The 23,352-nt window shown below is 58.3% G+C and carries 17 protein-coding genes and 2 tRNA genes; 16 read left to right on the top strand and 3 right to left on the bottom strand.

The annotated features are described in order from the left end of the window. Positions 1–228 precede the first annotated feature (228 nt). The 12 genes from hemA (at position 229) to YBN1229_RS11805 (ending at position 14,406) form a co-directional block, all read left to right on the top strand. Positions 229–1,461, top strand: a complete 1,233-nt coding sequence (hemA, locus tag YBN1229_RS11750) for a 5-aminolevulinate synthase (protein ID WP_046479141.1) — start codon at positions 229–231, stop codon at positions 1,459–1,461. 227 nt (positions 1,462–1,688) lie between these two features. Then, the gene (gene glyA / locus YBN1229_RS11755; protein ID WP_046479140.1) at positions 1,689–2,999 is read left to right on the top strand and encodes a serine hydroxymethyltransferase; all 1,311 of its coding nucleotides are present in this window, start codon (positions 1,689–1,691) and stop codon (positions 2,997–2,999) included. Positions 3,000–3,097: 98 nt separating this feature from the next. Further along, complete coding sequence (nrdR, locus tag YBN1229_RS11760) at positions 3,098–3,652, top strand: transcriptional regulator NrdR (protein WP_082101116.1); 555 nt, start codon at positions 3,098–3,100, stop codon at positions 3,650–3,652. 205 nt (positions 3,653–3,857) lie between these two features. Continuing rightward, entirely contained in the window at positions 3,858–4,967 is a 1,110-nt protein-coding gene (ribD, locus tag YBN1229_RS11765) for a bifunctional diaminohydroxyphosphoribosylaminopyrimidine deaminase/5-amino-6-(5-phosphoribosylamino)uracil reductase RibD (RefSeq protein WP_052743894.1), read from the top strand. A gap of 11 nt (positions 4,968–4,978) precedes the next feature. Beyond that, positions 4,979–5,572, top strand: a complete 594-nt coding sequence (locus tag YBN1229_RS11770; RefSeq protein WP_046479138.1) for a riboflavin synthase — start codon at positions 4,979–4,981, stop codon at positions 5,570–5,572. After that, positions 5,569–6,720, top strand: a complete 1,152-nt coding sequence (ribB, locus tag YBN1229_RS11775) for a 3,4-dihydroxy-2-butanone-4-phosphate synthase (protein WP_348270692.1) — start codon at positions 5,569–5,571, stop codon at positions 6,718–6,720. Before YBN1229_RS11770 ends, ribB begins: the two co-directional genes overlap by 4 nt. Positions 6,721–6,862: 142 nt before the next feature. Beyond that, positions 6,863–7,384 carry a 6,7-dimethyl-8-ribityllumazine synthase gene (gene ribH, locus YBN1229_RS11780; RefSeq protein WP_046479137.1) on the top strand — a complete coding sequence of 174 codons (522 nt, stop codon included), beginning with the start codon at positions 6,863–6,865 and terminating at the stop codon, positions 7,382–7,384. Next, a complete protein-coding gene (gene nusB / locus YBN1229_RS11785; RefSeq protein ID WP_046479136.1) occupies positions 7,381–7,998 on the top strand; it encodes a transcription antitermination factor NusB in 618 nt (205 codons plus the stop codon). The genes ribH and nusB overlap by 4 nt, the downstream gene beginning before the upstream one ends. Beyond that, positions 7,991–9,001 (top strand): thiamine-phosphate kinase, encoded by a 1,011-nt coding sequence (gene thiL / locus YBN1229_RS11790; RefSeq protein ID WP_046479135.1) that lies wholly within the window; start codon positions 7,991–7,993, stop codon positions 8,999–9,001. The genes nusB and thiL overlap by 8 nt, the downstream gene beginning before the upstream one ends. A 196-nt stretch (positions 9,002–9,197) precedes the next feature. Next, the gene (locus YBN1229_RS11795; RefSeq protein ID WP_052743895.1) at positions 9,198–10,634 is read left to right on the top strand and encodes a L,D-transpeptidase family protein; all 1,437 of its coding nucleotides are present in this window, start codon (positions 9,198–9,200) and stop codon (positions 10,632–10,634) included. 162 nt (positions 10,635–10,796) lie between these two features. Next, positions 10,797–13,277, top strand: coding sequence for a plasma-membrane proton-efflux P-type ATPase (locus YBN1229_RS11800; protein ID WP_052743896.1), 2,481 nt, complete (start codon positions 10,797–10,799; stop codon positions 13,275–13,277). A gap of 13 nt (positions 13,278–13,290) precedes the next feature. Continuing rightward, on the top strand, positions 13,291–14,406 hold the full coding sequence (locus tag YBN1229_RS11805; RefSeq protein WP_046479134.1) for an alpha/beta fold hydrolase: 1,116 nt from the start codon (positions 13,291–13,293) through the stop codon (positions 14,404–14,406). A 33-nt stretch (positions 14,407–14,439) separates the two neighbouring features. Here YBN1229_RS11805 and YBN1229_RS11810 read toward each other — a convergent pair whose 3' ends face one another. From YBN1229_RS11810 to YBN1229_RS11820, 3 genes are all read right to left on the bottom strand, one after another. Then, positions 14,440–14,847, bottom strand: coding sequence for a TetR/AcrR family transcriptional regulator C-terminal domain-containing protein (locus YBN1229_RS11810; RefSeq protein WP_052743897.1), 408 nt, complete (start codon positions 14,845–14,847; stop codon positions 14,440–14,442). Between the two features lie 19 nt (positions 14,848–14,866). Next, positions 14,867–14,941: transfer RNA gene (locus YBN1229_RS11815), tRNA-Asn, on the bottom strand. 163 nt (positions 14,942–15,104) lie between these two features. Continuing rightward, positions 15,105–15,178, bottom strand: a tRNA-Cys gene (locus YBN1229_RS11820). A gap of 321 nt (positions 15,179–15,499) precedes the next feature. On the opposite strand from YBN1229_RS11820, the gene YBN1229_RS11825 reads away from it, so the two are divergent. The 4 genes from YBN1229_RS11825 to YBN1229_RS11840 all read left to right on the top strand — a co-directional run bounded on the left by YBN1229_RS11825 (position 15,500) and on the right by YBN1229_RS11840 (position 23,010). Continuing rightward, positions 15,500–16,183: a protein-L-isoaspartate O-methyltransferase family protein gene (locus YBN1229_RS11825; RefSeq protein WP_046480644.1), complete on the top strand. Its 684-nt coding sequence runs from the start codon at positions 15,500–15,502 to the stop codon at positions 16,181–16,183. Positions 16,184–16,855: 672 nt separating this feature from the next. Continuing rightward, positions 16,856–18,331, top strand: coding sequence for a TolC family outer membrane protein (locus tag YBN1229_RS11830; protein WP_076605345.1), 1,476 nt, complete (start codon positions 16,856–16,858; stop codon positions 18,329–18,331). 281 nt (positions 18,332–18,612) lie between these two features. Beyond that, positions 18,613–19,968 (top strand): DUF2497 domain-containing protein, encoded by a 1,356-nt coding sequence (locus tag YBN1229_RS19275; RefSeq protein WP_280136709.1) that lies wholly within the window; start codon positions 18,613–18,615, stop codon positions 19,966–19,968. Between the two features lie 219 nt (positions 19,969–20,187). Further along, the gene (locus tag YBN1229_RS11840; RefSeq protein WP_046479133.1) at positions 20,188–23,010 is read left to right on the top strand and encodes a valine--tRNA ligase; all 2,823 of its coding nucleotides are present in this window, start codon (positions 20,188–20,190) and stop codon (positions 23,008–23,010) included. The last annotated feature ends 342 nt before the right edge of the window (positions 23,011–23,352 follow it).

The following is a 23,352-nucleotide window of genomic DNA, read 5'->3' on the forward strand; positions in this document are numbered from 1 at the left end:
TGATCCTAATTTTGCTATCTGCGCAGATTTACCCTCAAAACGAGGGTTGAACTCGGCTGCACGATGCTCTTCACTGGACGCCGAGGAAAATCGGGCATTTCAACGGCATTTATGACTATGCGCCGCATTGTCTTGCTCTATCGCAGATTATAGTCATTCTATGACTCCACCGATTAACCAGCTCGGTTTTCTGGAACTGGGCCATCCACGGGCATTCGGGACCGCAACATGGATTATGGCAAGAAGTTTCAGGACGCTATCGATGCCTTACATCGGGAAGGGCGCTACCGCGTTTTCGCGGACCTGAAACGCCAGCGCGGGAATTACCCGCACGCTTATCATGTTGATACACATGGGGCGTCCGACATCACGGTGTGGTGCTCCAATGACTATCTTGGCATGAGCCAGCACCCCGTGGTCACCAATGCGATGCACGAGGCCATTGATCTGGTTGGGGCCGGTTCTGGCGGAACGCGGAACATCTCCGGCACGACGCATTATCACGTCGAACTGGAAGCTGAACTGGCCGACCTGCACGGTAAGCCAGCGGCGCTGTTGTTTACCTCGGCCTTCGTCGCGAATGACGCGACACTGTCAACCATCCAACAGCTCATCCCCGGCATCGTGCTGTTCTCGGATGAGAAAAACCATGCGTCGATGATTGCTGGTATCCGCCACGGTGGCGGCATGAAGCACATCTGGCGGCACAACGACATCACGGATCTTGAAGCTCAGCTTGCGCAGTATCCCAAGGAAACGCCCAAGTTGATTGCATTCGAGAGTGTCTATTCGATGGACGGTCATATCGCGCCGATTTCCGCGATCTGCGATCTCGCAGAAAAGTACGGCGCCATGACCTATCTCGATGAGGTCCATGCAGTTGGTCTTTATGGCCCCCGTGGCGGCGGTATAGCCGAGCGTGACGGTGTGATGAACCGTGTCGACATCATCAACGGTACCCTTGCCAAGGGCTTTGGCGTGATGGGTGGCTATATCGCGGCAAGCCGCGTCATTTGCGATGCCATCCGCTCCTATGCGGCAGGCTTCATCTTCACGACCTCGCTCGCGCCCGCCATTGCCGCTGGCGCGCTGGCGTCCATTCGCCACTTGAAGTCCAGTAAGGTTGAGCGGGAACACATGCACGAGCGCTCGGCAACGCTGAAACGGCGCCTCGCGGACGAAGGCTTCCCGGTTATGGAAAACCCGAGCCATATCGTCCCAGTGATGGTTGGTGATCCTGTGCACTGCAAAGCGGTCACGGATGCGCTTCTCAATCATTACGGAGTCTATGTGCAGCCCATCAATTATCCGACCGTACCGCGGGGCACCGAGCGTATCCGCCTGACGCCTGGTCCGACCCACACAGACGCGCACATGGACCATCTCGTAGCTTCACTGAGAGAGCTTTGGCAGCGCTGCCCAGTCGCCAAGGGCGAATATGTGCGCCTCGCTGCGGAATAAATCCAGAATTTGAAGAAGTTAGATAGAAAAGGCACTTCCTGCCGGGTTTGTAGGGCCTTTTACAGCGTGGCGGCAAAGCGCCGCGTCTAGTCCGACATCTTGTTCCACCGTATTCGACTATGGTAGGGCATACGATCAACCAACGCTGGAGATGCCGGGGTTCTTGCGGCGAACCAGCCATTTTTCTTTGAAACGCCGCAACTTTTTGCAAGCACGAGGACAGCTTCATGTCGACAGCCACGGCCGCAGCGGGCGCAGACACCAATAACTTCTTTACTCAGTCACTCGCTGAGCGCGACCCGGAGATTGCCGACGCGATCGCGAAAGAGCTTGACCGTCAGCAGCACGAGATTGAGCTGATCGCCTCTGAAAACATCGTGTCGAAGGCTGTTCTTGAGGCAGCAGGAAGCGTTCTGACAAACAAGTACGCCGAAGGCTATCCCGGCCGCCGCTACTATGGCGGCTGCCAGTTCGTCGATATCGCTGAACAGCTGGCGATTGATCGCGCCAAGAAGATTTTCGGCTGTGGCTTCGCCAACGTTCAGCCGAATTCGGGCAGCCAGGCAAACCAGGGCGTTTTCAACGCACTGCTTGCGCCAGGCGACACGATCCTTGGTTTGAGTCTGGCCGCCGGTGGTCACTTGACCCACGGTGCCACGGTCAACCAGTCGGGCAAGTGGTTCAATGCCGTCCACTACGGCGTCGACCGCGAAAAGCACCTGATCGACTTCAATGAGGTTCGTGAGCTCGCGCAGAAGCACAAACCGAAGCTGATCATCGCAGGCGGTTCCGCTTATCCGCGCAAGATCGACTTCGCGACGTTCCGTCAGATCGCCGATGAAGTTGGCGCTTACTTCATGGTCGACATGGCCCACTTCGCTGGCCTTGTTGCCGCCGGTCTCTATCCGAGCCCGTTCCCGCACGCGCACGCCGTCACCACGACGACCCACAAGACCCTGCGCGGCCCGCGCGGTGGCATGATCCTGACCAACGACGAAGCCCTGTCGAAGAAGTTCAACTCGGCGATCTTCCCTGGCATTCAGGGCGGCCCGCTGATGCACGTCATCGCCGCTAAGGCAGTCGCTTTCGGTGAAGCTCTGCAGCCGGACTATAAAGTCTATATCAAGAACGTCATCGATAACGCCAAGGCCATGGGCGAAGTCCTCGTTGAAAACGGCTTTGCGCTGGTTTCGGGCGGCACCGATTCCCACCTCATCCTGGTGGACCTGCGTCCGAAGAAGGTGACCGGCGACATCTCGGAAAAGGCGATGGGCCGTGCGCATATCACCTGCAACAAGAACGGTGTGCCGTTCGACCCCGAGAAGCCGATGGTGACTTCGGGTATCCGTCTCGGCGCGCCTGCTGGCACGACACGCGGCTTCGGCGTCGCTGAGTTCCGTGACATCGGCCGTATGATCGCCGAAGTGCTAGATGGCCTCGCGAAGAATGGCGAAAACGGCAATGCAGCTGTGGAAGAGAAGATCAAGGCGGAAGCGATTGCGCTTTGCAAACGTTTTCCCATCTACAGCCAGAATTGAGCCTTAACCGGAGCATCGGTAACGGGCTATAAGATAGAGGCGTCGCGCGGGCCAACGACCTGCGCGGCGCCTTTAGCTTTTGCGGAGAAGAGAGACCTATGCGCTGCCCCTACTGCGCTTGCGAAGATTCGCAGGTAAAGGACAGCCGGCCGACGGAGGAAAATTCCGCGATCCGCCGGCGTCGCGTCTGCCCGGACTGTGGCGGCCGCTTTACGACGTTTGAGCGCGTGCAGCTGCGCGAACTCATCGTGACGAAGCGTTCCGGGCGCAAAGTCCCGTTCGACCGCGATAAGCTGATGAACTCCGTGCAGGTCGCGCTGCGCAAGCGGCCCATCGATACGGAGCGCATTGAGCGGATGGTGTCCGGCATTGTTCGCCAACTTGAGGCGAGCGGTGAGACCGAAATCGATTCCGCCATGATCGGTCAGCTTGTAATGGACGCGCTGCGCGGATTAGACCCCGTTGCCTATGTCCGGTTTGCCTCCGTGTACCGCGATTTCCGCGAGGCTGCGGATTTCGCGGGCGTTCTCGGCGAGATTGCTGGCGATGCAATCCCACCGCGCGAGCAGGCAGCGGGCATATCTGAACCTCCGAACTCTCCGGCGAAGCCTGAGCGCATCGTGGATATCGCAGTCGTTGGTAAGCGGGGCTAAGGGGTGTAAAAGAGCGTTTCGGACGTTCAGAGTACGGCTTGCGCGGATTATCCCCTGGGACACAAATCTGTGCTGGCGGCATTCGCCGGCTTAGTCGGTCTCAAATGTCCGCCTGCTCACAATCCTCATCGTGAACCGCCGCATGTGGGCCTGCGGCTGAAACTGGAATAGTCCGATTACCACCACGACTGCCTTCGATCGTCAGATGATGTCGCTTGCTTTGAGCGCCGCGCGCCGTGCGCTGGGCACAACGGCGCCGAATCCGACTGTTGGTGCAGTCATTGCCGACGAGACGACACAAACGATCATATCGGTGGCGGCCACGGCCCCAGGCGGGCGTCCACACGCCGAGCCTATAGCTATCGGGCAGGCGGGTGAGTGCGCGCGCGGCAAGACGATGTACGTGACGTTGGAGCCCTGCTCCCATGTCGGAAGAACGCCACCGTGCGCGGACGCCGTCATTGCCGCCGGCCTCTCGCGCGTCGTTCTCGCTCAAGAGGACCCGGATCCGCGGGTGTCGGGTCGCGGTACGGCGCGGATGCGCGCAGCCGGCATAAATGTTGAACGCGGGGTCCTTAATAAGGAAGCCAATTGGGTAACGCGGGGCCATATTCTACGCGTGACGGAGCGACGCCCGCTTGTTCAGTTGAAGCTGGCGGTCGACCACGCATTGAGCGTCCCCCGGGGAAACAGCGGCGCGCCCACGTGGGTAACGGGAAAGTTGGCACGCTTGCGGGGCCATCTTTTGCGCGCGCGCGCAGACGCAATTCTCGTCGGAGCCCGTACCGTCACCGATGATGACCCTGATCTGACATGTCGCCTTCCGGGTTTGGCTGACCGTTCGCCTGTTCGTATTGTGCTCGCAGGGCGAGAGCTTCCATCGCCCAGAAGCCGACTGGTGCGTTCTGCACAACAGACACCCGTGTGGATTGTCGGGAGCAGGAAACTCTTTGCGGAACAAGCTGGAGTGGCGGGTGAGCTATCCGATTTGGGCGCCAAGCTGATTGAAGTGAACGACGTCCGTGGACTTCCCTGGCTCCCCGCAGTGGCGGAAGCACTCGTGGCAGAGGGCGTCACGCGGCTCCTCGTTGAAGGGGGCCCAACCATGTGGCGGGCCTTCGCGGGGGCGGGTCTCGCGGACGAAGTGATTATGTTTCGCGCACCGCCCACGGATTCATCGTTTGCAGTTTTGCCGCCGCCCCGGCAAGTTCCCGGGCCCGAAGAACTTGCAGCACTTCTCCCAGGTCTTTCTCTGTCATTGGCGGAGATCAACCACGTCGGCCACGATGTAATGCTAACGTATCGTAAGAATTGAGGATTGAGGCGATGTTCACCGGTATCATTACCGACATTGGCACAATTGCCGACCAAAACGACGGCAGCTTCCAGATCAGCGCCTCTTATCCGGCCGCCGATATCGCGATCGGCGCGTCGATCGCCTGCGATGGCGTTTGTCTCACCGTCACGAAGATCGGAGCGCGTGCTGAGGGGTGTCTTTTCTCCGTCGATGTCTCCAATGAGACCCGTAGCAAAACGACGGTAGGCCAATGGAAGCCGGGCCGGAGGATCAATCTCGAGCGTGCCCTGGCATTGGGAGATGAGATGGGGGGACACGTCGTGACCGGCCATGTCGACGGTGTCGCACGCATTATTGATTGTCAGGACGATGATGTATCCCGGCGCTTCTCATTTGAGGTTCCTGAGCATCTCGCAATCTACATCGCGCCCAAAGGTTCTGTGGCTCTGGATGGCACCTCTCTGACCGTTAACGAGGTAAGTGGTGGGCGTTTCGGCGTAAATGTCATCCCCCACACCTTGACCGCCACCACATGGGGAGCGAAAAGCGCAGGCGAGAACGTCAATCTTGAGGTTGATGTGTTCGCGCGTTACGTCGCGCGCATGATGGAGTTTCGAAATTGATAGATCAGGCGAAAACATCAGCCTCGCCGCAGACCGAACTCGGGTTGTCCTCGACCGAGGAAATTATCGAGGAAATGCGTAATGGCCGCATGGTCATCCTGGTTGATGCCCCGGATCGGGAGAACGAGGGCGATCTCGTCATACCCGCACAGATGGCTACGCCGGATGCTGTAAACTTCATGGCCAAGCATGGCCGTGGCCTCATATGCTTGACGTTGACGCGGGCACGCGCGCAGACGCTGCGGCTCGAGGCCATGGTGCGCTCCAACCTTTCACGGAACCGCACGGCGTTCACCCAGTCGATTGAGGCGCGTGAAGGAATTTCCACCGGCATCTCGGCGGCCGACCGTGCGCGGACCATCGCGACGGCCATTGATCCCAGTAAAGGTGCAGACGACATAGTTTCTCCAGGACATGTCTTTCCGATCGCCGCGCGCGAAGGGGGTGTCTTGATGCGTGCGGGGCATACGGAAGCTTCCGTGGACTTAGCCCGCATGGCGGGGCTTTTGCCCGCAGCGGTAATTTGCGAGATCATGAATGACGACGGCAGCATGGCCCGCCTGCCGGACCTTATGGTGTTTGCCCAAAAGCACGGACTGAAAATCGGCACGATCGAAGACCTGATCGCATACCGCTTGCGGCATGATCACATCGTCCGCCCGTTGGCCGTGAGCGATATTAACAGCGCGTTCGGCGGAGAATTCAAACTGCACGTCTTCGAGACGTTGGTGGAGCCGGGGGAACACTTGGCGCTGGTCAAAGGCGACATTTCCGGTTCAGAGCCCGTGCTTGTGCGTGTACATGCTGTGAGCCCGTTCGTGGACCTGCTTGGCGTGGGCTCCGAGACAGCAGGCGAATCCCAGATCGCCGCTGCCATGCGCGCTGTCGCGGATGAAGGCCGGGGCGTTATCGTATTGATCCGTGATCTTCGGCCGAAGGGGGTGTCCGAGTATATCGCGGCACGCCCGGCATCTGAAGGTGGGCATACCCGCAACGACCGTCGCCAAGTTGAGATCGGCGTGGGATCGCAAATACTGCGCTCGCTCGGCGTAAGCGATATGGTGCTGCTCACAAACTCCCCGGCGCATATCTATGTCGGATTAGAAGCTTTCGGACTATCTATTGTCGACACGCGCGAATTCTACTGAGGGTTCGCTTTTGACATAAGAAATAGCCGTCTTCGGAAAACGCATGGGCGGAATGTCCTTGTGTGCTGCGGGAGCAGCGCTGGCTCGTGAGCTTCAACGCTCGAAAAATTTGTAAGAAATCAAGACCTCTAGGTGGACCGACATGGTAACCAGAACAGGGCGGCCGGATGCACCAGCCGTCGATCACAAGTCACCGCGCTGGCGCGCTAAAGTGCTCATCATTGAAGCACGGTTTTATCCGGAGATTGCCGACGAGCTCTTTACCGGGGCGCTCGCGGAGCTAGAGGCGCAGGGCGCAAGCTATGATCATATTATCGTCCCCGGGGCGCTGGAGATTCCCCAGGTTCTCGCGCAGGCCGTGACGTCCGGCCTAATTCCCCGCAGCGCCGCCAGCGCTCAGTATTGTGGCGCCGTGGCGTTGGGTTGCGTCATAAGAGGGGAGACCTCACACTTTGATGTCGTCATTAACAACGCCAACCACTGGCTGATGCAGATTGCGATTGAACATAACGTGCCCGTCGGCAACGGTATTCTGACGGTGGAAAACGAAGCCCAGGCGCTGGAACGCGCGCGGGGCGGCCGCTCCAGCAAAGGCGCCGACGCCGCTGCAGCCTGCCTCCGATTGATTGAACTTTCGCGTGAATTCCAGGGGCAAGGGGCATGACCGTCAAGCCACGTAAAGTTGTTCGCCGGGCTTCAGGAAAGGCTACCGGCAGCGCAAACCGTGCAGCCCGTAGCGCTGGCCGCATGGCGGCCGTGCAAGCTCTCTACCAGATGGACCTTGCTGGAACCGACGTGACCGACGTCATCCACGAATTCACAACGCTCCGCTTTCCGACCGAAGAGACGGAAGCAAATCCAGCCGAAGAGACGACTGAACCGAAGACGCCCGCCACCGACGCTGCGTTTTTTGCAGAACTCGTGCGCGGCGTCGTGCGCAGACAGCGCGACATTGATCCTATGATCGATCATCAGCTTGCGTTGAATTGGCGGCTCAAGCGCGTCGACTCTACGCTTCGGGCTATTTTGCGTGCAGGCGCATTCGAATTGATCGAGCGACGCGACATCCCTGCCCGCGTTGTGATCAACGAGTACATCGAAGTCGCGCATGCGTTCTTTGACGACGATGAGCCCAAAGTCGCCAATGGCGTGTTGGATCGCCTCGCGCGCCGCCTCCGCGTTTCCGAGTTTGAGATGCGGCGGACCTCTCCGCAGGATAAAAACGAACCGCCTGCCGATACCGAGCCGGATCCATCTCCCGATAGGGCCAATGGCTGAGCTTCCCAAGTCCGACGCCGAGCAAGCCATGATCGCTCGGGTGTTCGCACCCCTGACGGCAGGCCTGCCCGGCGCGCTTGGGCTGACTGACGACGCAGCAATTCTTTCCGCGCCGTCCGGACGTCAGCTGGTCTTGACCATGGATACGCTGGTCCAGGACGTCCATTTCCTTTTCGACGGCTCGGTGCAGCAAGCATCCGACGCAGCCTACAAAGCTCTCGCGGTGAACGTGTCCGATCTCGTGGCGAAAGCTGCCGATCCGCTTGCCTATATGCTCTCGCTGACATTGCCAGCCGTCGGTTCGACCGATTGGCTTGAGGGGTTGGCAGAGGGCTTCCGACAGGGGCAGTCAGACTGGAGCATCCACTTGGCTGGCGGGGACACGGTTCGTGGAACGAGCGGGCTGGCGCTGACCGTGACCGCAATTGGCAGCGTGCCGCAGGAAACCGCGGTGTTGCGCCGTAACGCGCGACCCGGTGACCGGCTTATCGTAACGGGAACAATCGGAGATGCCTCGGCGGGACTGCAGGTATGCCAGTCATCAGAGGCCTTCGGGCATCTCTCTCGAACCGACGCGGATTTCCTCAAAAACCGCTATCAGCGTCCGAGGCCGAAACTTGGCATCGTCGAAGCCCTGCGCACATATGCATCGGCTGCGATGGATATCTCGGATGGCCTGATCCTCGATCTGGAACGCATGTGCCGCGCCAGCGGAGTAGGGGCATGTCTGCGGGCGCATCAGGTCCCCTTGAGCGCACCAATTCAGCGACTGGTTAACAACCAGAAAGTATCGCTGACGGACGCCTTGAGCGGAGGCGATGATTATGAAATTTTGGCGGCCGTACCGCCGGATGCGCTCGGAGCGTTCGCAGAGGCTGCGCGGCACGCCGGCGTATCAATTGCTGAGGTTGGAGAAATAATTGCGACGCTAGGGGTTAGCGTCGTCGGAGACGATGGAAACTCATTGAGCATAACCCGTAAAGGTTGGGATCATCTCGGTTGACAGAGCGCTCGCCCGATTTGCGCCAATGAGCAATGCTTTGAACGGAACTTCGACAAAGTGAAAGTCGTTTCTACGGGGTCTCGGCAGCATGATATTGCTGGCTCCCAAGGCCAGTTGGAGAAGCAATTTCACGGGAACGTCAAACGTCTTTGTTTGGCCACAGGCATAGTTGTTAGGTAAAAGCGGCGGAGCTAACGTGCTGCGGCAATTAAAGCTGACGGCAACGGGCAATGGGCACACGGGAATTCATCAGGAATTTGCGATGACTATGGAGCGCACCAAGAAGGTGTCTGGCGCGACACGACGAGGCTTACTTTGCGGTGCTGCGGCACTTGCCGCTTCGGCTGGACTAGTTCCATTCTCTCGCGGTGCTTTTGCTCAGGATGGCCAGTGGTGGGAATCGATTATCGGCCATGGCGCGCAGCTGGATCGCCGCTCCCGTGCCGGCCCACGTGAATCGAGCACGATCCGGCTTGACGATCTGCGCGACGGGCCTACGCCGTGGCTGAGCGACGTGATGATCCAGTCGATGCACGAAGCCATCAAGCGGTATCAACAGATTGTCGCTAACGGCGGTTGGCCGATGGTCCCAGGGCCGCGGCTTATGCGCCCGGGTGATGATGATGAACGCGTCCCCGCTCTGCGCCGACGTCTGCGCGCTAGTGGCGATATGCCTGCGACCGGAAGCTATTATGACAGCTTCGCTTTCGACGGTGAGCTTGAACAAGCGGTAATGCGTTTCCAGGCCCGTCACGGTTTGCGCATGAGAGGCCGCGTCGATCGGCCGACCTTCGCCGCGCTCAACGTTACCGCGGAAATGCGCCTCAATCAGCTGCGGCTTAATCTGAACCGCATCCAGCAGCTATGGACCTCCGGCGTCGAAGATAGATACGTGCTCGTAAACGTGCCGGCTTATCAGCTCGAAGCCGTCAACCGTCACGAAGTCCAGCAGCGGCACCGGGTAATCGCCGGACGGCCGGGACGCGAAACACCGTCCATAAAATCGACGATCCGCGGGTTGAATTTCTACCCTTACTGGCGCGTGCCTGGAAGTATTGCGCGCCTCGATCTCGTGCCGCGCATGCAGCGGGAGCCGGATTATTTGGAGAAAGAACACATTCGCGCTTTCCGCGGCAGCTTCGACGGCCCGGAGATTGATCTCGCCACCATCGATTGGCACAACGTCGATCTCTCCCAGACGTTTTTCCGTCAGGATCCCGGCCCCTGGAACGCGTTGGGTCTTGTCCGGATCGATATGCCCAACGAGCATATTGTTTACATGCACGACACGCCGATGAAGCAGCTCTTCAAGCAGCCTGCCCGAAGCTATAGCGCAGGGTGCGTTCGTGTTCAGGATGTCATGGATCTCGTGAGTTGGATCGCGCAGCAGGAGGCTGGCTGGGAACAGCCGGAACGCGTTCAGGCAGTGCTCGACCAGGGTGATCCATTGGATTTGACCTTATCGCGTCCAATACCCGTTTACTTTGTCTACATCACCGCTTGGGGTGAAACGAACGGCGAAGTGCAGTTCCGTCCCGACATTTATGACCGCGACGGGGCTCGCGAACTGGCTGGTGATATCGATCCAGAAGACGCGCCGCCTGCGCAACCGGTTAACGCACTGGCTCCTTGACCACGGACGACGACCCGCCGCAGGTCTGTCCCATCGCATATCACGCGGTGGCCTCCTACATGAAAGGCGGTGTCGTCCGACGCCTGCCTTTATGGGGTGACGGCGACGCATTGTCCTGATTGCGTAGCCCAGGCCCTTTTTTGAGGGCGGGACGCGATATGCATGCGGAATGATTTTGCCGCCGCCAAGTCGCCGGACGAACCGCTTCAATCGAAATTGAGCGGTGCGGAAGCAGCCGGTTTGTCCCGAGAAGAAGCAGCCCGGCGTCTCGCCCAATACGGGGAAAATGCGCTAGCAGAACACGCTGTAAGCCTCCTTCAGAAATTAGCGGGATTCTTCTGGGGACCTATTCCATGGATGATTGAGATTGCAGCGGTTCTCTCCGCCGTCGTCGGTCACTGGGCTGACTTCGCCGTAATTCTCACCATGTTGTTTGTGAATGCGGGCGTAGGCTTCTGGCAGGAATATAAGGCCGACAACGCCATTGCGCTCTTGAAACAGCGGCTCGCCCCAAAGGCTCATGTCTTGCGAGACGGCAAGTGGCAGGAGATTGTCGCGCGCCTGCTCGTGCCTGGCGATGTGGTGAAGATTACGCTCGGTAGTATCGTCCCCGCTGACGTTAAGCTCATCGAAGGTGCCTATCTCAGCGTTGATCAGTCGGCACTGACGGGAGAGTCTCTGCCGGTCGACAAAAAGCCTGGCGACGTCGCATATTCAGGCTCAATTGCCAAACTCGGAGAAATGACAGCGCTCGTTACCGAGACGGGAATGGACACCTATTTCGGCAAGACAGCGCATCTCGTTGAAGAGGCCAAGACCGTCTCGCACTTTCAGCGCGCAGTTCTGCGGATCGGTAATTTTCTGATCTTAGTGACTATCGGATTGGTCGTATTGATCGGCCTTGCCGCTTTATTCCGCCAGGATCCGCTGATCGAAACCGCGCAATTCGCGCTCATTCTCGCGGTCGCCTCAATCCCCGTTGCGTTACCTGCCGTATTGTCCGTGACTATGGCGGTCGGTGCCGAGCACTTGGCCCGGATGCGAGCGATCGTTACGCGTCTTGTATCGATCGAAGAGATGGCGGGCATGGATATTCTGTGCACCGACAAGACAGGCACACTGACCCAGAACAAACTGAAACTAGGTGAAGTGCAGCCAGCCGACGGTGTGCGGGCGGAGGAACTCGTGTTGGCGGCGGCTTTGGCCTCACGCAGTGATGCGCCTGATGCGATCGACAGTGCCATCCTCGCGGCTTTGAAAGAAACCACCGCCTCACTCGAAGGCTATCGCATCCTCGCCTTTCACCCCTTCGATCCCGTAATCAAACACGCGAGCGCTGACGTCGAGAAAGATGCAAAACGCTTCAGTGTCGCGAAGGGCGCCCCCCAAGTCATTCTGGATCTGTGTAAGTTGGATGCGGGACAGAGCAAAGACGTAACAGAGAAAATCGACAGAGATGCCAGTCGCGGATATCGGACACTCGGCGTAGCACGCAAAGACGACACGGGAAGCTGGCGGTTCCTCGGCCTCCTTCCGATGTTTGACCCCCCTTGGGATGACAGCGCGCGTACGATCGCCACGACCAAGTCGATGGGGCTCGATATCAAAATGGTCACTGGAGACCACGAAGCGATTGCTCGCCAAATCGCGGGAGAGTTGGGCCTCGGGAAAAATATCGTCGTGGCGGAGAAGGTCTTTGGTGATGGCGCCGCGCAGGATCGTCTTCCTGCCATCCGTGCAGCGGATGGATTTGCCCGCGTTTTTCCCGAACACAAGTTCGAAATTGTGAAGGTCCTGGAAGGGGCGGGTCACATCGTCGGAATGACGGGAGACGGCGTTAACGATGCGCCTGCGCTGAAGCAGGCCGATGTTGGAATTGCCGTAAGCGGTGCAACGGACGCTGCACGAGCAGCGGCTGATTTGGTGCTGACGGCGCCGGGCCTTTCGGTAATCACCCGCGCTATTGAAGAAGCGCGCCAGATCTTCGAGCGTATGACTGGCTATGCCATCTATCGCATCGCGGAGACGACGCGGGTTCTCCTGTTCATGACGGCCAGCATCCTGATCTTCAACTTCTATCCCGTCACAGCGATCATGGTCGTGCTGCTCGCATTGTTGAACGATCTTCCCATCATGATGATCGCTTACGACAACGCACCTGTTGCCTTGAAGCCGGTGCGTTGGGATATGACACGCGTTCTAACGGTAGCCTCCGCGCTGGGCATCTTCGGCGTGTTCAGTAGTTTCGGCATGTTCTGGATTGCGCGTGATTATCTTCAGCTCGAGCCCGCCGTTGTTCAATCCCTCGTATTTCTCAAATTGCTCGTCGCCGGGCACATGACGATTTATCTGACGCGCAACAAGGGGCCGATCTGGGAACGGCCATGGCCGAGTTGGAAGCTTGTCGTCCCCTGTGAAACGACGCAGATCGTCGGGACGCTCGCCGTCGTCTACGGATGGTTCATGGCACCGACCGGCTGGCCTCTTGTGCTCATGGTTTGGGGGTATGCGTTGGTGTTCTTCCTGCTCGGAAGTCTCATCAAAATCTCAGTCTACCGACTGCTGGATCACCGCTCGGCACTCCAGTCGCGACATCTCAATCGTATCGAAATGCACGCGGCGGCACCGGGACCACGGTCTTGAAGGAGATGGATAGATGGCCCGAAAACATGCAGGCGTAGAAAAACTCATCCCAATGAGCGTTCCTGCGTTCTGGCCTATGAACATGGCGGCCACGATGATCGAAGCGGGAACCGAACTCTATGTGAAGAACCTCAAGTTTGTAGAAGAAGAGATCAAAATCTACGACGAACTGCGTCCCGTTCTCGCAACACCGCATTGCACGAGGTTGGATTTGCGCACCATGCGTTTGCGGGAATACGGAAATCCCGACGATGGAATCCCGACGCTCGTCGATGCTCCGCACGCGGGCCACACCGCTGTGATCGCCGACTATCATCGCGGCCAGAGCCTTATAGAAACGCTGTTAGCCAACGGACTTGGCCACGTCCTTCTGACCGACTGGAAGTCGGCGACCGAAGATATGAAGGACCTGGAGATCGACAACTATCTTGAGGAAATGGTGATTGCGATCGATGATCTGGGCGGCCGCGTGAACCTCGTGGGGCTTTGTCAGGGGGGCTGGGTCTGCGCGATGATCGCAGCACGTTTCCCCGAAAAGGTGAATTCCCTTGTTCTTGCAGGCGCCCCGATCGACACCGATGCGGGCTCAGGACCATTGAAGCATATGGTCCATGCCTCGCCACGCTCATTCTATGAGGAATTGGTCGCGCTGGGTGGCGGCCTGATGCGCGGAAAGTTCATGCTCCAGGGCTGGAAAAACATGCACCCCGAGCAGCACTATTTCGAGAATCTCATCGATCTCTACGAACACATTGATGACCCTGCGTACCTCAAGAAGGAGGAGACGTTTGAAAGTTGGTATGAAAACCCAATTGATTTGCCCGGTCGTTGGTATCTCCAGGTCATCACGCAGTTGTTCATGGAAAACCGTCTTGCGAAGGGAACGTTCGTGGCCCTGGGGCGGACGCTCGATCTACGGAACATCAAATGCCCCGTGTACCTGTTAGCGGGCGAGAAGGATGACATCACCGCGCCCGAGCAGGTCCTGGGCGCTGTAAAACTGATTGGTACGCCAAGGCGCGATATTGTCCAAGAGACAGTGCCTGGAGGCCACATCGGATTGTTCATGGGCGCGCGAACTCTGTCCGATCATTGGCCACACATAGCTCAGTGGATTGCGAGGCATTGAGCGTATTATGGCGTTTGAGCCAGATACAACTCGTCACTTCGGACGGCGCGGCGCGTAAGCTGCAAGAAAGACCCTCACCGCATCAGCGGCATGCTGACGGAGTGCTGCAGGGCTCGGGATCGCCTCGTCGCCCAACAACATGGCCTTATTCACGGGCTCGCCCATGATCAGCCAATTGAAATGCGTAGCAGCGGAGTGCGCATCTTCGAGCACGAGCCAACCACGCTCGACAAATTGCTCGAACTCCGCCGCCAGGGCGGCGATGGCACGTGCGGCTCCACCCTCGTAAAGAGCTTGCCCCAGTTCCGGAAATCGACCGGCTTCGCCAATCACAAGGCGACGAAGCTGCATCAGGCGCGGTGTCAGGACCACCAAAAGCTGCCGTTCGGCATAGGCACGCAAATAGTCGCCGATATCTCCGATGTTACCCAGGGGCTGCACCGTTAGACGTACAGATGAATGGCTCCGCGGGTAGGATTCGAACCTACGACCGTCCGATTAACAGTCGGATGCTCTACCGCTGAGCTACCGCGGAATATTCGGGAACCAAATCAGAGCGCGCTTGATAGCATGAAGTGCGCAGAGATTAGAAGCCCCAAAGAAGCAAAAACAAGGATGTGCCTCAATGGCGCACCCTTAACCGCAACGAGCCTGCTTCAGAAGCCCGATACGGCAAGGAAAGTCCCAGCAAAAGAAGCTGGAGGCCACGGCCGGAATCGAACCGGCGTATACGGATTTGCAGTCCGCTGCGTCACCACTCCGCCACGTGGCCAAAGTACCTGCGACCGCCGGTGGTGGCGAACGGCCGGCCCCGAAGGGCATCGCGATTGGAGGTCTCCTGACCGCGGGAGATAAGCGATTATCACAATGATCTATCCTTGTGCAATCGTCCCTTTGCCGCTGCGGCATGAAGCTCAGCCAAGCTTGGGCCAAGCAAAATCGGTCAAGAGGAGCGTTGGCGAGATGGCGCGGGCCTGCTAAGTGGGCTCGAAGTAAAATTTTCGCTCCATTGCAACGGACAAGCAGCGCCTGCTCGGCCCTGATGGCGCCCTTCAAAACAGGCGTCAGGCCACAACGCGATGAAGGATATGACATGGTTTCTGTAGATGCCGCTGTGCAACGCACGAACATGGTGGATTCGCAGATCCGTCCGAGTGACGTGACCGACCGGCGCATTATTCGGGCAATGCTGGAAATCCCGCGTGAGCAGTTCGTCCCGACCGCGATGAAGCCTTTGGCCTACATCGATGACGAAGTGCCTGTAATGATGCCACCGAATGGTGCGAATCGGGCGACCCGATCCCTGATGGCGCCGCGTGACTTTGCACGGCTCGTACAACTCGCAGAAATTTCTGAGAGCGACGTTGTTCTCGACGTTGGGTGCGCCACGGGATATTCCGCCGCTGTGCTCGGGCGCTTAGCGGAGACAGTCGTCGCGTTGGAAGTGGATCCTGAGCTTGCGGAAACGGCAGGGAACCTCTTGTCTGAGACGTCCTATGACAACGTGGCTGTCGTCTCTGGCGAATTGGCGTCGGGTTACCCTGATGAAGGACCGTACGATGCGATCGTTCTGGAAGGACAGGTTGAAGAAGTCCCCTTCGGCCTCTTGGATCAGCTAAAGGACGGTGGCCGACTGGTGGCAATCTATCAGAAGGGACCACTTTCCCGGGCTGTGTTGTGGCGCCGCCTTGGTGCGACGTTCGATGAGCGCGAAGCTTTTGAGGCAGCGGCTTCCCCTCTCCCGGGTTTTGCAAAGCCCGCAGTTTTCACGTTGTGAGTCAAGGACGCGTCCGTCTTTCACTCTAGAGTTCGGCCCGTTTGTTGGCTGCGGATGAGCAAACGAAAAGGTGGCGGCCGCGCAGTGATTCGCGAATCATCCGGCCTCGGACGCTATCAGCAGATTTTCTGGCGCGAGAAATCGTGATCGGCCGATTTAAACACGATCGTTGACTCGCGCGCGTGTCGTGATTTCCGCACGGACAGAATCGCGTAAAATGAATGAAAGCACACGCGAGTCATGCGGGGCCTATCGCTCGTTGCAGGCATGGCAAAAAAACAAATAAAGTCTGTTGGTTAGGCTAGTCGTTGCGTGTCGTTGATTCTGCCCTCCGCCTACGATGAAAAGCTTACGCTAGCGTAAACATGCATTAGTCGGCTTCTGCCTAAACTGTGTGCGAAGTGCAACGCAGCACAACGGAGGGGGCTCGGAACGAGTAACGGGGCTTTGCCGAGCACTCAGCGGATATTATTGAACTAGCAGCTAGCTTTGGCAGCGCGTCGGGTGTGTGCACGGGTAATGCAAAACCGGTGCATCGCATGTGGACAGCTTGGGGGCTACATCCAGTGTGGTCTTGGAATCGGATATGCCGTTGGGTGTAGGCGTCGATGCCCAAGAGACAGCGTACCAGTCTCGCCGCAGTGCCAGATTTCACAACGGAAGCGAGTCGCGATGATGACGAACAGTCCTGTCCAGATGCGACTGGGTGCGCTCTTCAGATCCGCCGCCATGGCGGCGCTGATAGCGGCCAGTTCAGCATTTTCGGATACGGCGACTGCCGAAACTCTCAATCAGGCGCTCTCAGCGGCCTATACTTATAACCCACGCATCGATGCCGAGCGGGCCCGGTTGCGCGCCACGGACGAAAGCGTGCCTCAAGCACGTTCGGGCTACTTGCCGTTTGTCGAAGGTAATGCCGACCTGGGTGTTCAGGACAGCCGCGTACGGTTCGATGATGAAGTCGGTGGTGGACGCAGTGGCCGCCGCAGCACGCCTCGCGGGTACGACGTATCCGTTCAGCAGAACCTGTTTAACGGGTTTCGCACCACGAACCTGGTAAATCAGGCAGAAGCCAACGTCCGCGCTGGCCGCGAAAATCTGCGCGAAATTGAGCGCCAGGTCCTTTTCGACGGCGTCACCGCGTATATGGATGTGGTCCGGGACCAGGCTATCGTTGGTTTGCAGGAGAACAACGTCAACGTTCTGAGCCGTGAGCTAAGCGCCACGCAGGATCGTTTCGAAGTTGGCGAAGTCACGAGAACCGATGTCGCGCAAGCTCAAGCGCGTCGTGCGGGCGCCGTGTCGGACCTGGATTTGGCGCGGGCCAATCTGAAATCCAGCCGCGCACGTTATGAACGCGTCATCGGCTCGCCGCCAAGCAATCTGCGCGAGCCAACTGTTCCCTACAGGCTAATGCCGAAGACGCTTGAGGCGGCGATCGCGCGAGCGGAGCACGAGAACCCGCTGATCATCACGGCTCTCTACTTGGAACAAGCTGCCAGCTACAACGTGGACACGATCCGCGGTGAACTGTTGCCGACGGTCACGCTTGAAGCCCGCTACCAGGACCGGTTTGAGTCAAGCGACTCGATTGCTGAATCCGAGACGACTACGGTCACCGGCCGCATCAACGTCCCCATCTATCAGGGCGGTGAGGTTTCGGCACGCGTACGTGCCGCCAAGCATACGCATGTCAGCCGCCTTCAGGACATTGAAGATGTTCGCACGCAGGTGCGCGAAGTCACTGTGACGGCATGGTCGCAGTATCAAGCCGCCGTCGCTCAGATCGAATCCGATAAAGTTCAGGTGACAGCCAACCAGACAGCTTTGGCCGGCGTGCGCGAAGAAGAGAAGGTCGGCCAGCGAACGCTCTTGGACGTCCTTAATGCCGAGCAAGAACTTTTGAATTCTCAGGTGCAGCTGGAGACGTCACGACGCAACTTAATTGTGGCGGCTTACGGATTATTGTCGTCCGTTGGGCGGCTTGACGCGGCCACCCTTGGTGTCGCGTCAGAGGTTTATGATCCGGAAGCGCATTACTTTGAGGTGCGTCGCAAGTGGTGGGGCATCTCCATCACCCACGCCGACGGACGCAGAGAAAATCTAGATCTGTGGGACTCTCACGGGAGCCGCCAGTCTTACAAGTAATCTGGTTGCGCAATTTTATCTGGCGCCGTGTCATTCTTGACCGGCGCCAGTTTAATTTTGGGTTTGAAGCTGACCCCCTCCAACGTCGCCGAAATAACTCTGGCCACCTAGAGGGTTCGGGCGTTTAAGGCGAAAACCGGCGTGTATTCCCCTGCTGATCCGGGACAAGAAGACCGCCATGCATTGAAGTCCAGGCCCAGCCATTGTACCAAGCCTAAGGGTAACAACTGCGACGCGCCGATCGCGGCCGGGTAAGGCAGTTGAAATGGCGGAGAATGGCAATGAGCGTACCTGGCAACGGCCGTGAGCCCAGCATGGAGGAAATTCTGGCCTCCATCCGCAACATGGTCTCTCAAGATCCCTCTCCCGGAGAAGCAGGCACGGCCGCCCCGGAACTTCCGAATCCCACGCCGACACAACAACAAAGCACGGGCGGCGAACTGAACGGTGCGGCCCCTGCGCAGCATTTGCCGCCACATTCCGGCCCGGCATTCAATAGTCAGCCAGACCAGTTAGGGAAGCAGCGCCCATTAGGCCAGCAGGACGACGACGACCTCGCCGATCTTCTGGAAGAACCGTTGCCACCAGCTGCCATTGCACCGGGTCCGTTCTCGGCTGAGGAGCAGGCCGCACCCATAAATGGTCCAGCACCGAGCCCCCCAAATACGAAAGCTGCGTCCCTTGGTTTCGATTTTGGCTCTCTCGTGCCGCGTCGAGATCATGAACCGTCGAATGGAAGCGGCCCACCAACGCCTGGACTGAGCCGGCCGGGCGAAGCAACAAGCAAAAGCGATTTTACACCGCCTCCGCACGCGAAAGCGCCAAACGACAGTCAGCCCCTAAGCTGGGCAGACTCCATGCGTAGCAATGAGGCGGCGCATAACGAGTCTGCCGCCCCAGCACCGTCAGAACCTCAATCGGCGGCATCGCCGCCAGTAGGAAGCAGTGCGAATGGATTTGCGGGCTTGGCCTCCGAAAAGTCCGTGACTTCGCACGCCGATCCACGTGGCGGGGATCAGCCTGCCCAAGAAACTCCCGGAAGATTCTTCCCTGGGCCGTTAACCGGCAAACCGTTGCCGGATCGGATGGACGCCGGTCCAGTACACAGCACACGTTCCGAGGAAAAGTCATCGGCCCTGCCGACGCCGCCTCAATCCAAGCCTGCCGCGCCGGTAAGTAAAGGTGAAGGAGCCTCATCCTTCCCGTCGTTCTTCAATTCCCGACCGACAACGCCCGCGAAGGACGGCCAAAGCGACAATAAGGCCTCACCCAACTTTCCCAGCATTGAGCCTGTTTTGAAGGCCTTCGAGAAAATTGACTCAAAAACGGCGGAAGCTGCTGCGGGACCGTCTGACACAAAGAAGGTGGAAGCGGAAAAGGTCGTTGGCGCATCCGTAAAACCAGTAAGCGGCGCAACCAATCTTGGCGCACCATTGGTGTCTGTGTCGGGTAGAGAGGCAGCAGCAAAGACAGGTGCCGCAGCGGGGCGCTCGCTTGAGGACGCTGTCATGGAGCTTCTACGGCCGATGTTGCGTGAATGGCTGGACGATAACCTGCCGCGGATCATCGAGGATACGGTGCGGCGTGAGGTTTCAAACGCCGTCAAGGTAAGGACCGACCCCGGTTCGAAAGCCTGAAGAACAGGTCTTGCGGCCAAAGCAACGTCATCATTCTCCACAAGAGTTCACCTTCGGGGCGCCTTTGTGCTAACGAACACCGGTGAACTCGGCAGATTGGGGCGGCTACAAACCGCTTCCTGCCGTTGACCAACGAAATCAATTGAAGTGTTGGCCCATGTGCGGTGCGCAAGGGTCGCCCAACTCTGTTATTGACCGAAGTGAACGCGAAAACCCCGTATGCTCGAAAAGACCTATCAGCCGGCTGAAATCGAGCCGCGCATCCACGGCGAGTGGGAGAAGGCTGAAGCCTTCAAAGCTGGCCGCCCTGATCGTCAAGGTGATGCTGCCGAACCATTCACGATCGTCATTCCGCCACCGAACGTGACGGGATCTCTGCACATGGGGCACGCCCTCAACAACACGTTGCAGGATGTGCTGTGCCGTTTCGAGCGTATGCGCGGCAAGGACGTCCTCTGGCAACCGGGTACGGATCACGCCGGGATTGCCACGCAGATGGTCGTCGAACGGCAGATGATGGAGCGCCAGGAGCCTGACCGCCGCGCGATTGGGCGCGATAAGTTCGTCGAGAAGGTCTGGACCTGGAAGGAAGAGTCTGGCGGCGTCATCATCAATCAGCTGAAGCGGCTCGGCGCTTCCTGCGATTGGTCGCGCGAACGCTTCACGATGGATGAAGGGCTCTCGCGCGCCGTTCTCAGGATATTCGTCGAGCTATATCGCGCGGGGCTGATCTACAAGGATAAGCGCCTGGTCAACTGGGATCCGAAATTCCAGACAGCGATTTCCGATCTGGAAGTCGTGCAGGTGGACTCGCAAGGTTCGTTTAAATGGGACCGGGATTCAGAAGAGGCTTTCGACGCCGCCGCTCTGGACAAAGCCCTTGCGCGCGATCCGAGTGGACACATGTACCACTTCCGCTATCCGCTCACGCAAAAGGTCGATGGTTACGACAAGGACTATATCGTTGTCGCCACGACGCGGCCTGAAACGATGTTGGGCGACAGCGGTGTTGCCGTGCACCCAGAAGACGAACGGTACGCGGCTTTGCTTGCAGCCAAGGCGACCGTGACATTGCCGCTTGTCGGGCGCGAAATACCGATCGTAGCTGACGAATATTCCGATCCCGAAAAGGGAACGGGCGCAGTGAAGATCACACCGGCGCATGACTTCAACGACTTCGAAGTCGGCAAGCGTCACAATCTTGAGCAGATCAACATTCTCGACGAGATCGCCCAGCTCAATGAAAACGCGCCGGAAGCCTATCGCGGGCTTGATCGCTTCATTGCGAGAAAGCGGATCGTCGCCGATATGGACGCCGCCGGATTGCTTGAGAAGATCGAGCCGACTTCCCATACCGTCCCGCACGGTGACCGCTCGAATGTCGTTATCGAGCCCTGGTTGACCGACCAGTGGTACGTAAATGCCGCTGAACTTGCCAAGGACGCCGTCAAGGCGGTCGAGGACGGTCGTACGCGTTTTGTGCCCAAGAATTGGGAAAAGACGTATTTCGAATGGATGCGCAATATCCAGCCGTGGTGCATTTCACGACAGCTTTGGTGGGGGCACCAGATCCCGGCATGGTATGGGCCGGATGGTCAGGTATTTGTCGCCACTGACGAGGGTGAGGCGTTGGCCGAAGCCCTAACGCATTACGTTCAGAACGGAACTCTAACGACAGAGCGCGCCGACGAAATCGCCCGTGCCGGGACGGCAGACGCTCTGCTGAAACGCGATGAAGACGTGCTCGACACGTGGTTTTCATCCGGGCTCTGGCCGTTCTCGACCCTTGGCTGGCCGGACGAAACGCCGGAATTGCAGCGCTACTACCCGACGAATGTTCTCGTCACGGGCTTCGACATCATCTTCTTCTGGGTCGCTCGCATGATGATGATGGGCCTTCACTTCATGAAGGAGGTGCCCTTCCACGACGTCTACATCCATGCCCTTGTCCGCGACGAGAAGGGACAGAAGATGTCGAAGTCGAAGGGCAACGTCATGGATCCCTTAGGCGTCATCGACTCCTATGGCGCCGATGCGTTGCGCTTCACCTTGTCGGCGATGGCCGCTCAGGGACGCGACATCAAACTGTCGACCCAGCGTGTTGAAGGCTATCGGAACTTCGCCACCAAACTCTGGAACGCGGCACGCTTCGCAGAGATGAACGAGTGTGTCCGCAAGTTCGATTTCGATCCTGCCGCGCTCGATGAAACTCTCAACAAGTGGATTGTTGGCGAAACCGAACGCGCCTCTGCAGCAGTAACAACCGGCCTTGAAGCCTACAAATTCAACGAAGCGGCGACGGCTGCCTATGAGTTCGTTTGGGGTATATTCTGCGATTGGTATCTCGAACTCATCAAACCGATCCTCAATGGGGATGACGAAGAGGCAAAGGCGGAAACACGCGCCTGCGTCGCCTGGGTGCTCGATCAGATTCTGAAAATGCTGCATCCGTTCATGCCCTTCATCACGGAAGAGCTTTGGGCACACATGGTGGAGCACGGAGAAAAACGTACCAGTCTTTTGACGCTGTCTCAGTGGCCTAAACTGTCCGAATTGCAGAACGCGGAGGCCGATGCCGAAATTGGTTGGGTCGTAGCCCTGATCTCGGAAATTCGCTCGGTTCGCAGCGAAATGAATATTCCGGCAGGCGCCAAAATACCGCTTGTGATCACCGGCGCTGATAAGGCGGCGCGCGAGCGGGCGGATCGCCACGAGGACACGATCGGCCGCTTGGCCCGTCTCGACTCGATCAGCTTTGATGCGACTGCGCCTAAGGGAGCTGCGATGATCGTCGTTGGCGAGACGACGGCAGCAATCCCGTTGGAAGGCGTCATTGACATGGAGGCCGAGCGCCGTCGTCTGGCCAAAGAGATTGGCGAAGCGCAAGGCAATCTCGACAAGATGGATGCCAAGCTCGCAAATCCAAACTTCGTAGCCAAGGCAAAGCCGGAAGCTGTTGAAGAGACCCGGGAGCGTAAGGCGGAGCTGGAAGGCATCATCAAGCGGTTGACCGCAGCCTTGAGGCGTCTCGAAGCCTCTTAAGTTAACTTCAATTCTTAAAAAGATGGGCCCGCGACTTCATTTCGCGGGCCTTTTCCGTTTTCCCGCCTTGCTGGTGCCGCATCAAGCGCCCATGTAGCAAGCCGGTTGGACATGATTTGGTCGTCCCAAAACAAAACTTCCGCCCACCGATAGCCCTTTGATCGCCGGAGTCGGGCGCTACACGAATTGCACGGTCAAACTTCCGTTGCTCAATTCTTGGCTGCGTATCCGCCAGTCCCGCGAGTTATCCACGGGGCAGGATTGGATTGGAGGAAATTTGTTTGCGACTCCTTCACTGTGTCTGTGTCGCCACTATGCGGCGTCCACGCCACGTTTGGGCCA

Origin of the sequence: Candidatus Filomicrobium marinum, from assembly GCF_000981545.1 — a bacterium.
Taxonomy (GTDB): Bacteria; Pseudomonadota; Alphaproteobacteria; order Rhizobiales; family Hyphomicrobiaceae; genus Filomicrobium; species Filomicrobium insigne.